The organism is Granulicella aggregans (genome assembly GCF_014203275.1).
Lineage (GTDB): Bacteria > Acidobacteriota > Terriglobia > Terriglobales > Acidobacteriaceae > Edaphobacter.
Window position 1 is genome coordinate 12,466 of the sequence record NZ_JACHIP010000001.1, and the last position, 14,428, is coordinate 26,893.

10 protein-coding genes are annotated in these 14,428 nt (G+C 60.5%); 4 read left to right on the forward strand and 6 right to left on the reverse strand.

All coding sequences use genetic code 11. The annotated features are described in order from the left end of the window. Nucleotides 1–16: 16 nt before the first annotated feature. The 4 genes from HDF16_RS00065 to HDF16_RS00080 form a co-directional block, all read right to left on the reverse strand. Nucleotides 17–1,696 (reverse strand): vWA domain-containing protein, encoded by a 1,680-nt coding sequence (locus HDF16_RS00065; protein WP_221312385.1) that lies wholly within the window; start codon nucleotides 1,694–1,696, stop codon nucleotides 17–19. Nucleotides 1,697–1,792: 96 nt separating this feature from the next. Further along, nucleotides 1,793–2,680: an MBL fold metallo-hydrolase gene (locus tag HDF16_RS00070; protein WP_221312387.1), complete on the reverse strand. Its 888-nt coding sequence runs from the start codon at nucleotides 2,678–2,680 to the stop codon at nucleotides 1,793–1,795. A gap of 27 nt (nucleotides 2,681–2,707) precedes the next feature. Next, complete coding sequence (locus HDF16_RS00075) at nucleotides 2,708–3,505, reverse strand: DUF928 domain-containing protein (RefSeq protein WP_184212979.1); 798 nt, start codon at nucleotides 3,503–3,505, stop codon at nucleotides 2,708–2,710. Beyond that, a complete protein-coding gene (locus tag HDF16_RS00080; RefSeq protein ID WP_184212980.1) occupies nucleotides 3,502–5,460 on the reverse strand; it encodes a CHASE2 domain-containing protein in 1,959 nt (652 codons plus the stop codon). The genes HDF16_RS00075 and HDF16_RS00080 overlap by 4 nt, the downstream gene beginning before the upstream one ends. Nucleotides 5,461–5,610: 150 nt before the next feature. On the opposite strand from HDF16_RS00080, the gene HDF16_RS00085 reads away from it, so the two are divergent. Then, nucleotides 5,611–7,230 (forward strand): GlcG/HbpS family heme-binding protein, encoded by a 1,620-nt coding sequence (locus tag HDF16_RS00085; protein WP_184212981.1) that lies wholly within the window; start codon nucleotides 5,611–5,613, stop codon nucleotides 7,228–7,230. 34 nt (nucleotides 7,231–7,264) lie between these two features. Here the strand turns inward: HDF16_RS00085 and HDF16_RS00090 are convergent, their stop codons facing one another. Both HDF16_RS00090 and HDF16_RS00095 read right to left on the reverse strand, forming a co-directional pair. Continuing rightward, nucleotides 7,265–7,909: a DinB family protein gene (locus tag HDF16_RS00090; protein ID WP_184212982.1), complete on the reverse strand. Its 645-nt coding sequence runs from the start codon at nucleotides 7,907–7,909 to the stop codon at nucleotides 7,265–7,267. A gap of 23 nt (nucleotides 7,910–7,932) precedes the next feature. Beyond that, on the reverse strand, nucleotides 7,933–9,294 hold the full coding sequence (locus tag HDF16_RS00095; protein WP_184212983.1) for a multiheme c-type cytochrome: 1,362 nt from the start codon (nucleotides 9,292–9,294) through the stop codon (nucleotides 7,933–7,935). Between the two features lie 209 nt (nucleotides 9,295–9,503). Between HDF16_RS00095 and HDF16_RS00100 the strand changes: the two genes are divergently transcribed. The 3 genes from HDF16_RS00100 to HDF16_RS00110 are packed head-to-tail and all read left to right on the forward strand — an operon-like array spanning nucleotide 9,504 to nucleotide 14,428. Further along, nucleotides 9,504–11,276 (forward strand): NADH-ubiquinone oxidoreductase-F iron-sulfur binding region domain-containing protein, encoded by a 1,773-nt coding sequence (locus HDF16_RS00100; protein ID WP_184212984.1) that lies wholly within the window; start codon nucleotides 9,504–9,506, stop codon nucleotides 11,274–11,276. Then, nucleotides 11,273–13,546 carry a cyclic nucleotide-binding domain-containing protein gene (locus HDF16_RS00105; protein WP_184212985.1) on the forward strand — a complete coding sequence of 758 codons (2,274 nt, stop codon included), beginning with the start codon at nucleotides 11,273–11,275 and terminating at the stop codon, nucleotides 13,544–13,546. Before HDF16_RS00100 ends, HDF16_RS00105 begins: the two co-directional genes overlap by 4 nt. Next, complete coding sequence (locus HDF16_RS00110) at nucleotides 13,547–14,428, forward strand: hypothetical protein (RefSeq protein WP_184212987.1); 882 nt, start codon at nucleotides 13,547–13,549, stop codon at nucleotides 14,426–14,428.

A 14,428-nucleotide genomic window follows, 5' to 3' on the forward strand; every position in this document is an offset into this window, starting at 1 on the left:
AAACCCTCAATAGCCTTTAGAAAAACGTCGAAATATCCCGGAACACTTCAACGATATTCCCCGGCGTTCCCTCATAAGCCTTGCCCTGCGTCGCAGTCGCAATCTGAGTCAACACAGTCTTCTGTGCGTCGCTCCCGTACGCGATGGTGAAGATGCGTATCGTATGCGTCTCGCCGTCGGCATGAATCTTCTTTATCAGATCACTCAGCGCCTCTTTGCTCGTGTTGTCGTCTCCGTCGGTCAGCACGATCAGCGCCCGGATGTGGTCGGCTGGCCGCTCCTGCAAGTGCGTGTAGGCCTGATCCACTGCATCGTAGAGCGCCGTCTGTCCTCCCGGAAACAAGGAGTCCACCGCGCGATTCGATTCCTTACGAGACTCGCCCAGCGACTGGTCTTTCGTCGCCCAACCCGCCGTATCGCTGAACTGCAGCAGCGAAAACTCGTCCTTGTCGCCTAGTAGCGACACCAGTTGCTTCGCTCCCGCCTTCGCGTTGGTCAGCTTGTTATCGTCCTGCATGCTGCCCGAAGTATCCATGACCAGCGCAATGTCCGCGGACTTCTTCTCGGTGTCATCCCACTGCGACTGGATCGCCGCAATGACATCCGGCGATGGCACCTCCAGTGTCGTCGTTGGCTGCTTCGGGTCGACACCGTGGGCTTCGTCAATCGGATTGTCCACGGCGACATCCGTCGATCCTGGCCGGAAGCCATAATCGAGCGCCTTCTCCTGCTGCGCCTTAGCTAACAGGTAGTCGATGTAGATTTGCGCGGCAGCTTTGCGCTCCGGCGTCACCCACTCACGGTTCACGATGCCCACGGGATGGTCGCTCCAGAACGTCCCTTCCTTCGGGTAAATCGCCACAACCGGGAACGGCATCGAGTTCGGCTGCTTGTAGCTCTCAACCACCATGCTCTCGTAGAGCACCGCCGCGGAAAGATACTCCGGCCCGCTGTCGAACAGCTTGCGCCCGAAGAACCCGGTTGAGCTGCCGTAGTGGACGACCGAGTTCTCAATCCCCTGCACAAATGTCTTGGTCTTCGGGCTGTTCACGTCGGCCAGCGTCAGCCCGTGAACTTTGCCCGTCGCCGCATAGTTCTCCGCAATCAGCGAGATGATGCCGCTATTGCTATACGCCGGATGTGTGTGACCGAACTTGAAGGCTCCCCACTGCGGATAGCCATAACTCGCCCATCCCTTCTTGTCCCGCGCCAGCGCCAGAATGTCGTCCCAGCCAATCGGCTTCTTGCCCCAACCGATCGCCTCCGCCATAGGTTTCCACATCGCGATCACAACCGGCGAAAGGAGCAGATTCTGCGTGCTTCCAATCAGGTCCTGGCCAGTTGCCGCCTTCGAGCGCGCATTGCCGAGCTTCACGAAGACTCCGGAAGCCGGACTCGTTACGTCGGCGTGGTCGCGCCCGCTGAGCAGGTCTTCAACTACTTCGCCTGAGCCCTTCGGAATCCCCTGCACCGTAATGTGTTTGCCGGTTGCCGACTTTGCTCCGCTGTTATTGAACGCGGCAGTCACATCCTCAACCCACTTCTGCTTCTCGGAACCATAAGTGAAAACCAGGCGGATCTCGTCGGCTCCGGCCGGCTTCAATGCGTCTCCATTCCCGCTCGACGGAGCCTTTGCCCGCTTGCATCCCACCGCAAGCAGCAGCACACAGACACCAACAAACTTCGATACCCGCATCGGAGACCTCGGCCGTCGCAGCTTCAGCATACAGCCAGTTGCTTCAGCCGCGTCCCTGCCGTTCTCTTCTACGCAGCCCACGCGTAAAAGTTCCACCTATCGTACGATCAACGTCTCGCCCTCACGCGCCGCCACAGTGGAAGGAAACTTTGACCGCGCGTCCGCAAGGATCGCCTCCATCTTCAAGTCGTCATGGCTAGGATCGTGATGAAACAGCACCAACTGCTTCACCCCCGCCGCTGCCGCGACCCGCGTCGCCTGCAGCCACGTGCCATGTCCCCAACCCATCCGGTGCGGATACTCCTCGGGCGTGTACTGCGCGTCGTAGAAGAGCAGATCTGCCCCTCTCGCCGCATTCAGAAGTCGCAGGTCTGCGTCCTCCTGCCCATGCTCGTGGTCGGTCGCGTAGACGATCTTCTTGCCGCGATAGGTAACGCAGAATCCGCTTGAGCCCTGTGGATGGGTCAGGCAGAAAGAACTCACCTCGACCTCCCCCAGCACCAGCGGAGCTTCTAAGATCTGGACGAAGTGTACTGTCGCCGCAATGTCGCTGAAGCGCACCGGGAAATAGGGCGTTACCATTTGGCCCCAGAGAATCTCTTTTAGCTCTTCGGGTGTCCGGTTGGAATAGAAGGTGATCTTCGTTTCCTTCCGGTAAAGCGCCTGAAAGAATGGCAACCCCTGGACATGGTCCCAGTGAAAGTGGGTTAAGAAGATATGGAAACTGGTGTCCGTACACTGCGACTTCAGCAGGTGCATCCCCAGATTCCGAATGCCGGTGCCGGCGTCGAAGATGAGCCGCTGACGGCATCCGGCTTCATTGCCGAACTTCAGTTCCACGCATGGAGTGTTGCCGCCAAAACCCAATACTTCCAATGACGGTGTCGGCAACGAGCCGCGAACACCCCAGGCTCGAACCTCGATCCTGGGGTGTTCTGTAGATTCCGCATGCAGCAAAGACTCAGGCGTGACTGTCTCGCTCAAAGGGCACAACTCCCGTGCAGTGCTCGGCTACTTCTGTCCTTTGGCTGCTGCTGCCGTATCGGCGTCCGCCAACGGTTGAGTCGCGGGGAGTTGATCGTACAACTGGGCGCGAGCCGTTCGATACTGGGACATGTCAGGATGCTTTTCGATCAATGCCGTGTACTCCGAAAGGGCGTCGAACCAAAGCCGATTATCGACATAGATCTTCGCCGCGTCGGGTGAAGGCTGATCGGCCACGACCTTAGCGCTCGATAGAGCACTAGCCACAGTATCCCGGTTGCTGCCGCCCACGATGAGCAGGCTAGCGGAGGCCATGCCGCCCATCAGGTCATTCTCAGGCTGCACCGACCACACGTAAGTTTCGGAGGGTTTCAGAGCTGGCGCGTCAGAGGGGTAGGTGAACTTGCCGCCCGCAACTTTCTTCACGTAGATTGGGCTCTCCTGCGCCGACATCGCCGCCAGCTTGAACGTGAACTCCGCCCGATCGTCCTCTGCGCTCCAGAAGAATGTTGGCGTCAGCGTGTAGGCCTTGGCCAGCTTTGGCGCATACAGTGTCAGCGCGCCAAGATCGCGCGATGCTCCGCCAATCTGGTTTGGAGCTTTGCCCGAGGTCGGCGCGATATCGAATCCATCGAGCTTGGCGCGCACGCGCGTGCTCTTTGCCGGGGGCGGTGGAGGGCTCTGTGATTGTCCCGCAACTCCGTATAGCAGAACGCAGCAGATCGCGCCCGCGACAATCGATTGCGTCGTAACCAAGCGCAGCAAGGAAACTCTTCCGTTCTTGATGGGGTGGCGCATGGCAGCAAGCTCTCCAACAGTTTTCATTGATGTACCCTCACGTTCTTATCAATCAAGGCCCGGTACTTCGGCTCCATCTTCGGCTGCGGATCGACCGTGAACACCTCGATCTGATCCTCAAGCCCTGCGACACTTGTCATCCCCAGCGACCTGACACCTACGAAGTCCCTGGCAATCATATCGCGCGTCGCCTGGCTCATGAGTATCTCTGTCTTGAACGGCTTGTTCAAGCTTTCAAGACGGGAAGCCAGGTTTACGGTAGATCCAATTACGGAATACTCCTGGCGGCTGGCCGAACCGATACTACCAGCCATCAGGCTTCCCGTATGCATCCCGATTCCTATACGCAACTGCGGTATCTCCGGATTTCCCGCGTTCAACTCGTTCAGTTTCGTGACCGCCTCGAGCATTGCCAGCGACGCCTCTACGGCAAGCCTCGCGTCTTCACTCGGTCCATGGCTCAACGGCAACCCGAAGATGATCATCAGGCCGTCACCGATGAATTTGTTCAGGAATCCGTCGTACCTACGGATCACGATATCCATCGCAGTCAGGTACTGATTGAGCCAGCTCAGCACCTCCGCCGGAGGCCGCCCCGCGCTCATCTTCGTAAAGCTTCGAATGTCGGTGAACACCACCGTCGCAACACGCTCCTCGCCGCTCAGCGAGACCTCGGACCGGCGATCCCAGATTGTGCTGGCAACCGCCGGGTCGACGTAGCTTGAGAATAGTTTCATCAACTGCTTGCGCTGCTCGCGCGCCTCGTGCGAGACCAGTTGCTCCAGCACATACTGCAGCCCGAGCGACATCGGTAGCGCGAGTCCCACCCCGGTCTGCACCGGGAGAAACGGCAGCCAGTACCGATACTTCGCATATAGCCACACCGACAGGACGCTCGGCAGCACCGCAAGCACTAACGTAAAGCCCACCCCCACGGTCGTCCGCAGCGCAAGGATCAAGAATGCCGACAGCCAGCACACAATCAACACGACCGTCCATCGCACCAGCGGAATGGCCGGCCGCACGACCTTGCCCTCCAGCAGGCTGCGTATCGCCGCCCCCAGAATCTCGGTCCCACCCAGTCGCAGCCTGGTTCCATCCGGCTCCGCATGACGAAACACCGGTGTCAGCAGGCGGTCCCGGGCGGCGTCGTTCGTCTGCCCGATCAGCACCAGCTTCCCAGTCAGCGCATCGGCTGGCACCGCACCCGACAGCAGCTTCCAGGCAGGTATCGTCGGCACCGGCTGGTGTGACCACGATCCGATCAACGCGGTGCCATTGCGATAGTCAGCAAAGTAGAACCTGCGCCCAAGAAAGGTCAGGCCATTGCGATCGGCCTGACTAACCGAGTCCCCGGCATACTGCTCCGCCAGGAAGAGCGGAAATGACTCACTCCGTGGCGGACCCGCAAAATAGAGATGCATCTGCCGGATATAGCCATCCTGATCGAACGGCAGGTTGATCACGGCATACCCTTCAGCCCCCGGTGCACCTTCCGTACAGAACCCGGACGCCGCCTTCGCATTCTCCGGCTGACAGAACATTAACAACGGCAACAATGGCGGAAGACCACCCGCCGAGTTCTGGCTCGCCACAACCACCACCCCCGCCGAGGTCAAGGCCGTCTGCATCGCGCGGTTGTCCTCCGGCGTCCGTGCCTCCGAGAGAAGCATATCCAACCCGACAACCTTCGGCCGTTGTGCCCCGATCTTCGTGAGCAGATCCGCGACCGTGGTCCAGGGAATCGGGTACTTCCCAATCCGCGCAAAGCTCTCCTCGTCGATGTCCACCAGCACTACGTCCTTGGAGACGGAGTCGTCGCCGCCCGTAATCGAAGTAAAGTCATAGGTCCACGCATCCAGGTCGGTGAACGAGGTAAACCTCGAAGCGAAGAACACGGCAACGCAGGCCGCCACGGCGATCGCCGCGGACTGCCATACAAATTTGAAATACTTCCTGCGCCGGCTCAACTCATGCTTCATTCGATTGCGCCCATCATACTAGGCGGCAATCGTCGGCACGAGTTACGAATGGGCCAATGCCAATCTCTCCCACTCCGTCGACACGTGCAAAAACGCTGGGCAACCTGCCTGGGATCGGTTAAGCTGTGTGCGACCCAACGGAGCCATTTTTTGCCTATCCGTCATACACTCATTCGCGCCGCTCGCAGACGCGCTGCTACGCTGCCCTTCGATCGCCGCACCTATACCCGTGCCACGTACGCGCTATGTCTCGCGCTTAGCCTTACGGTCATCTCCTGCGGCAATGGAACGAACTCCAAGGCCATTCCGCCGCCGGTCGTGGCGCCGCTCTCGAATCTGCTCACACAACTTGATGTCGAAAATATCGTCCAGGCAGCAGCCGGCTCCATCAACGTCCCGCTTACCATCGCTATCAGCGACCGCCGTGGCCAGATCATCGCCGTCTACTCCAGCACCTTTGCTGATCCCCACGCGCTCGTTCCGGCGAACTTCGGCATCCTTCGCCCCGCTGATGAAGTCGCCGCCGCGCTTGCTCGCACCGCCGCCTTCTTTTCGAACGACCAGGCCCCGATTGGCAGCCGCACTGTGCGTTATCTCAGCGGCATTCATTTTCCTCCGGGCATCATGAACACCGAGTCCGCACCACTCTACGGAATCGAGAACACCAACCGCGGATGCGGCTTCAACACCACCTATCTCCCCGGACAGAGCTTGCCCGTCCCCACGCTGCTGAACCAACCCACGCAGCCTGGCCTGGGAATCCTTACCGGCAAGGCCGACCTCTTGGACTCTGACCCCAACGCCGTCAACCCCGGCGGAGTTCCCATCTTCAAGAACAACCACGTCGCTGGCGGAATTGGCGTGGTCACTGCGTATCCGACGGCGAACTATAACGCCGTCGTCGAATACGCCGCCGTTGTTGGCACTATCGGCATCGGTTTCACACCCATCGTCCCTTATCCCGGCGCCGTCGTCCTGGGCGGCGTCACGCTCCCCTTCGTTATGCAGACCACCATGCCCGACGGCTATTTTGCCGGCAACTCGCAAGGCACCTTCAGCGTCGGTCCGTCCGCAGCCTCCGGCGCTGCCCCCGAAGGCGACCTCATCGAGGAACGAGGCAGCACGCTTGGCGGCCTTACCCAGGCGCAGGTCGAACAGATCGTCGCCAACGCAGTCGCAACGGGGAACCTTACCCGCGCCGCCATCCGGTTGCCCGCTGGCGTCCGCGCACGCTTCGTCATAGCGGTCGCCGATCTCGACGGCTCGCTCCTTGCTCTCTATCGCATGCCGGATGCAACGCTCTTCAGTGTCGATGTGGCTGTCGCGAAGTCCCGCAATGTCGTCTACTTCAGTGGCACGCCTGTGGCTACAGATCTCCCCGGCGGCCCACCTGCGGGAACTGCGATCACCAATCGTACCCTCGACTTCGCCGCGCAGCCGTTCTATCCGGAAGGTATTGACGGCACTGCGCCTGGGCCTTTCTATCCGCTCTTCGTCAACGACGTGAACAATCCTTGCACCAACGGGTCGCAGCCGAAGAGCGCCAACCAGAACGGGATCGTCTTCTTCCCAGGCAGCACGCCGCTCTATATCAACGGCAAGCTGGTTGGCGGTCTTGGTGTATCAGGCGACGGTGTCGACCAGGACGACTTCGCTGCGGCTGGTGGAGCGGTTGGCTTCGCGGCACCCACCGCCATCCGCGCTGACAATTACTTCGATCGCAGTGTCCGTCTCACGTATCAGAAATTTCCACCGAATCCGACCGACTGATCACCCGCGATTGCGGAGGCCGGTATAAGAGCGCTCAGCCGTCCGCCTTCGCCCCCGGCAGCCGCTTCAGCAGGAGATCGATCTGACCTGCATGATGCGACTCGTGCTCGCACACATGGAACCATTTGCAGTAGTTGTTGGTTGGTCCCCAGCCCCACTTCTCATCGACCGCCATGAGCCAGGCATCGTCCCGCTTCTTAAATTCGGCGAGAGAGACTTCGCGGGTCGCTTGCAATTTATCCAGGTAGAAGTTCAGGTCGTGCCCTTTAATCGTCTTCCGACCAGCGTCGCCCAGGTCCATTGCCGCGCCCCAGGTTTCGTCATAAGACTTCGGCAGATGATCGAGGTCGGTGACACCTTCGAACGTATTGAGCTGATAGAGACGCTCCGTAGCCGCGAGGTGCAACAATAACGCGCCGATGCTGTTGGCCTTCGGATCCAGCAGCACATCGAGATTAGCCTGCGTGATCCCCTTCAAGTACCTCGTGACGGCTGGCCGCATCCAGGTCAGCATCGAGACGAGAGTCCCTATCTGCGGAGTATATCCGGGCTTCGGTCCAAGCACGTTGATGCCGTCGCTTGAAGTTGCAGCGGAAGCCATTGGAGCAAACATTCCGCCCGCAGCAGCCAGGGAAGCACCTAGAAATCCACGACGACTCGTTCGCACAATATCGTTCATCGGAATACCTCCATCGCTTCCGCCTACCGAACCGAGTTCCCCACCCGCTTCATCGACTCCGCGAACATCGGTGCGTTGTAAGCCGAAGGGTTCTTCACCTGAACAAACAGCGCATCAATCGCCGACCGCGTCTCCGCATTCGTCGCTCCAGCCTTCGCCGTCGCGATATAAAGCGAGTCCACGGTCATCGCCGCCTGTTCCGCCGCCCGCTCGCCCTGCTTCGAGATTGCGTCAGCTTCGCTGGCAATGCTCTTGATCAGCCGCTGAGTCCGCGCGCGATCGTAGGAGGCCGCCTGCACCTCGCCCAGCAGCTTGTTCGAAAGCTCAGCCGCGCGGTTCGCCGCTGTCTGCACCGCCTCGCGATCCGGACTCATCGTCGTAATCAGCATCGCGACTTTAGCCGTAGCATCTGCCAGCTCGTTATTTGTCGAAGGATCGATCTCCTCCGCGAACTTCCGGAAGACGATGTACCGCGAGACGTTATACGGCGCATCGCCGGGCCTATGTCCCGCGTAGCCTTCCTTCTGCCGCCAGCTCTCCGGCCCGGTAAGCGAGTGGTGGCACGTAATGCAATCCATCTCGCTGAACTCAGGCCACGGCCCGCTCTTGGCCGCGCGCGAGACCCGCAACATGCTCTCCCGCAGCTGGACAGCCTGTCCAATTCCCCACGCCCGCATCCCGAATAGAGGATCGGTGTTCTTCTCCACCCAGTGTGGCGGCTCGATCGCCGTAAACGAATCCAGCTCAAATCGCAGGTCGGGATGTCCAGCGGCGATCAACTCATGATCGACCTTCAACCCCGGCGCTCCCAGGTGGCAAGTCAGGCACTTCTCGCTGCGGATGGTCAGGTTCTTGCTGTCGACAAGGCCAAGCCGCACCATATCGGCATGCTTCGCGGTTGGCTGGATATGCGGCCCCAGCCACTCCGACGCGGGCCCATGGCAGCTCTCGCAGCTCACGCCTTCGGAGCTATCGAACTCGCGCGCCTTATGCGATGCAGGCTCGCTGATCGCGTGACACACCAGGCACCGCTGCGACTTCTCCGCCGGGCCGATCTTCAGAATCGCCGACATCTGCCGCCCCAGGCTCCCCGTCAACGAAGCATAAGCCCGGGCATGACTGTCTTCCGTCACCCAGGTGCTGTACTCGTTCTGCAGAACTTTGGTTGCGTTTCTAGGCGAAATAGAACCGTGGCACGCGCTCGCCGAGCACGATCCCGGCCCGACATATTTGCCCACAGCAACCGGATCGCTCGCCGACTCCTTCAACATCGCATGAAGATGATCCGGAGCCACAACCTGTGCCCCGGCCTGCACGCCCGCCGCATACATCCAGCCCCACACGAACACCGTACTCAGGAAGCCGATCTTTTTCAGCGAACGCACAAGCGCCGTCCTCGCAAGTTGATTTAGTTGCAGCCGTTATATCCTGAGCACCGCCCTATTGCAACCAACTTATTTTTCATTTCCCTCGCAACGATGGATAGGAAACGAACACTTAAGTTAGTAGACTCGCACCCGTCTCTCTGCTAAATTGACCCGCAAGCCCAGAAGAGAATTTCCCCCTCGCCGAAACCTGTTGGAGCGTATGCACGATGAGCGCCATGCCTGAAGTCCTGACCAGCATCGAACCAGGACGGAACAAACTCGGTGTCTTCGAAGACCTGCGCCACGTGCAGGAACAGATCGGCTTCGTTCCCATCCGAGAGATCGAGCGCATCGCAACGCGCCGTAACGTCGGCGTCAAGGACGTTCACACGGTCGCCAGCTTCTATCCGCACTTCCGCCTGAAGCCGCCGATCCGCGTCGACGTCCGCGTGTGCGACGACATGAGCTGCCATCTCAACGGCTCGCGCCAGCTTAAGAAGTCGCTGGAACTGCAGTACGCCCACGCGACCGACCTCGTGCAGGTTCGCGACATCTCCTGCGTCGGTCGCTGCGATCACGCTCCCGTCGTCAGCATCAACGAGCACTACAAGGAACATTGCAACTTCCGCGACGTTGTGGCGATGGTCGACAAAGAGATACTGGCTCCGCGCGAATACGGCCATAGCCCAGCTCCGCGCAGCCCGGAAGAGCGCGGCCTCGCCATCCAATGCGACCCTTACGCCACCGAAGAAGAGCACTACAGCATCTTTCGCAAGCTTTTAGCCGAGAAAAACTTCGACGAGACCCTCGGCAAGCTCAAGACCGGCGAGCTTCGCGGCATGGGCGGCGCTGGCTTCCCGGCTCACATCAAGTGGGAGGGCGCGCGCAAGTCTCCGGGCAAAGAAAAGTTCGTCGTGTGCAACGCCGACGAGAGCGAGCCCGGCACCATCAAGGACCGCTTCATCCTGCAGTACCTTCCCCACATGGTCTTTGAAGGCATGATGGTCTGCGGTGCGATTGTAGGTGCGCAACGTGGCTACCTCTACATCCGCCACGAGTACGAACTGCAGACCGAAGTCCTCGAAGAGGAACTCAAGCACATCTACTCCCTGGGACTACTCGGCAAGAACATCCTTGGCACGGGAATCGACTTCGACCTTGAAGTCTTTGTCTCGCCCGGCGGCTACATATGCGGCGAGGAGACGGCACTCATGGAAGCCATCCAGGGCAATCGCTCCGAGCCGCGCAACAAGCCGCCGCGCACGGTCAACTCCGGGGTCTGGGGTAAGCCTACGGCTCTCAACAATGTGGAGACCTTCTGCCACGCCATCACCATCCTCGGGAAAGGCGGCGACTGGTACCACAACGCCGGTCTGCCCGGTTCACCCGGCATCAAGTTCGTCGGCGTCACCGGCCACGTCAAACATCCCGGCGTCTTCGAGGTTCCCATGGGCACCTCGTATCACGACCTGGTCTATAAGTACGCAGGCGGCCCGCCAGATGGCCACGAGGTCATCGGCTTCGCCCCTTCCGGTCCATCCTCCGGCTATCTTCCGGCAAGCATGCTCGACATCGAGATGAACTGGGACAAGCTGAAGGCGCTCAACTCCATGGTGGGCTCCGGTGCCGTCGTCGTTGTGGCCGACCACGGCTGCATGCTCGACATGGCTCTGAACTCGACCGCCTTCTATCGCAACGAGAGCTGCGGCAAATGCTCCCCTTGTCGCATAGGCACCCAGAAGCTCGTCGATCTCCTCGAAAACTGGACGAACGGCAACGTCGGCGCGGGTGATAAAGACATGCTTCGCGATCTCTCGAACGTCCTCCGCACGGCATCACTCTGCGGCCTCGGCCAGATCTCGCCCGCTCCCATTCAGTCCGTCATCAAGCACTTCCCGGAACTTATCCGGCAGCATCTCGAAGACGGTTACTGCAGCGCGAATATCTGCTTTCCGAACGGTGCCCCGCAAAAGCGTGAACTTCAACGGAGCGCCCAGTGAGCGAGCACGCGACTGGTACACCGCACCAGCACGAGATGATGACGCTCACGATCGACGATCGCGAGGTCACCGTTCCGCACGGCACCTCCGTCTTCGACGCCGCGCGCATACTCGGCATCACCATTCCCGTTCTGTGCCACCAGCAGAACCAGACCCCCGTCGGCGCGTGCCGCATCTGTCTCTGCGACGTCGGCGAGCGCGCCCTACAGGCCGCTTGCGTCTTCAAGGCCGAGCCCGGCATGGTCGTCCACACCAACACCGAGCCCATCAAAGCCGTCCGCAAGACGCTCTATGAGCTGATGCTCACTGACCATCCGTCCCCCTGCCTGCGCCAGCAGCAGAGCGGCGATTGCGAGCTCGAAACTCAAGCCGCGGCAGCAGGCATGTTGCCTCCCGACGTGCGATTCAAGAAGCGCGCCGTCCCCGTAATGAGCGAGGACGATACCTCGCCCGCCATCCACGTCGACTACGCGGCCTGCATCCTCTGCGATCGCTGCATCCGCGGCTGCTCTGAGATTCGTCACAACAACGTCATCGCTCGCCAAGGCAAAGGCTACTTCACCACCATCGCCTTTGACGCCAACGAGCCCATGGGCAACTCCTCCTGCGTCACCTGCGGAGAGTGCATGGTCAGTTGCCCCACCGGCGCGCTCACCAACAAAAAGGTCCTCGGCCAGAACCTCCTTCAACAGCTCATCGAAGAGAACGGCCCGAAGGTTGAAGCCTTCTCCGTCGAGACTGAAGATCTTCTCGCGTTGCCCATCTTCAAAGGCGTCTCTGGAACCTTCCTGGAGCTGAACGCCGGAGCGGTCGTCCGCCGCAACTACTCCGCCGGCGAGATCATCGTTCGCGAAGGCGACAACGGCTCGACCGCCTTCTACATCCTCGAAGGCACGGTCGATGTCTTCCTCGGCAGCCCGCGCGCCCACGTCACCACCTCCAGCGAACCCGAAGGTTTCTTCAGCAAGATGCGCAGCGCGCTCATGCCGATCAAGACCAACAAGCGCGACGAGGAACGCCCCGAAAATCCCACGCATATCCGCATCGACGCTCCCGTCGACCTGCCCTACGACAATCCCATCGCACAGCTCGGACAGGGCGATCTCTTCGGCGAGATGACCTGCATGAGCTTCTATCCACGCTCTGCCACGGTCCGCGCCAAGACCGACTGCGTCATGCTCGAGATGCTGCGCAACGTCCTCGACGTGATGCAGAAGAACAAGACCTTCCGCAGCCAGCTCGAAGCCAACTATCGCGGCCGCGCTCTCGGCACGCACCTACGCAGCGTACCCATCTTCTCGACCATCAGCGAAGACTTCATCGATGTCCTTCGCGACCGCGTCGAGCTCGTCCGCTACGCTCCCGGTCAGGTCATCTGCACCGAAGGCGATCCCGCCGACTCCTTCTACCTCGTTCGTATCGGCTTCGTCCGCGTCAGCCAGATGCGCAACGACGAAGAGATGGTCCTCGCCTACCTTCCGCGCGGCGGCTACTTCGGCGAGATGGGGCTTCTGCGCGACGTGCCACGCACCGCGACCTGCACCGCACTTGATCACGTTGAAGTCGTAAAGATCTACGCGCCCGACTTCGCCGACATGTTGACCCGCTTCCCCGAGGTCCGCATCCAGATCGAGAACGTCGCCCGCCAGCGCGACCGCGAAAACCTCTTCAACCTAAAACGTTCCAATGAGCGCGCCAACAACGAGCCACTGCACAGCTTCCTCGCCCAGGGCCTGATGGACGCTCAGAGCCTCCTCATCCTGGACCTAGAAAAATGCACTCGCTGCGATCAGTGCGTCAAAGCCTGTGCCGAGGCCCATGACGGAGTTACACGTCTGCTCCGCGACGGTGTCCGCTTCGACAAGTATCTCGTCGCCACATCCTGCCGCCAGTGCCGCGATCCGCTCTGTATGGTGGGCTGCCCAGTCGGCTCCATCCGCCGCCGCAACTCGCTCGAAGTCATCATCGAGGACTGGTGCGTGGGCTGCGGCCTCTGCGCCAAGAACTGCCCTTACGGCAACATCACCGTGCATGAGTTTGATCGCGACGGTAAAGACGCCGGCGACCACGGCAAGGTCCGCAAGGCCACCTCCTGCGACCTCTGCCACGACCTCGAAGAACCAAGCTGCGTCTACGCCTGCCCCCATGACGCCGCCCACCGCGTCAATCCGACCGAGTTCTTCTCGAACCTCCTCGGCCAGGACATCCACACCGGCGTGCCCATCGGCATCAACTCGGCCCTAAGCTCAACCGTAGAGGTCAAGAGATAGATGCGCATCGACGAGACGCACCGTCCGTGGCTTTGGTTCTCCATCGCGCTCCTCGCGGTGTCGACGGCGATCTATGTTCCCTACGCGAACATGACCACGCCTGCGGGCAGCACTGCCGTCGGCCTTACCTTCGGTGTCATTGCTCTCGGGTTCATGGTCTTCGCGGCGCTGCTCGCCGTCCGCAAACGCTTTCGCATCATCCGCATCGGTTCCGCTCGCGTCTGGATGAAGGCCCACCTCTGGCTCGGCACGCTCGCCCTGCCCATGGTGCTCTTCCACGCCGCCTTCCACGCCCGCGGCTTCCTCGCCTTCATCCTGATGACGCTCACCTTCATCGTCGTCTTTAGCGGCATATACGGCGCGTACCTCCAGCACACGCTGCCCACGCGCATGTTCCGCGAAGTTCCGTACGAGACCATCTACGATCAGATTGGCGTCATCCGGGAACAACTGGTAGCGGAAGCCCGCCAACACGCGACCAACGTGACGCAGATGCTGGCCCCCGCTCGAGGCCCTGGCGCCACCGTCACCATGACGCTCGTCGAGGTCCCCGAGTACAGCGCCGAAGTCGCCGCCTTCGATGGCTTCTTCGAGTCACGTGTCGAACCCTATCTCCGCGCGGAAGGAAAAGACTCGAAGTCTATGGATCTCCGCCACCGCGCTAACGCCGAGCGCGAGTTTGAAGACTATCGCAAACTCTTCCCCGCGACCGCTTGGCAGCCGATCTCCGCGCTCGAAGAGATATGCAACGAGAAGCGCCAGCTCGACCACCAGGTCCGCCTTCACCACTGGCTCCATGGGTGGCTCTTGATCCACCTACCCATCTCCGCCGCGCTATTATTGCTTGCCTTCATCCACGCTGTAGTTGCCCTGCACTACTAG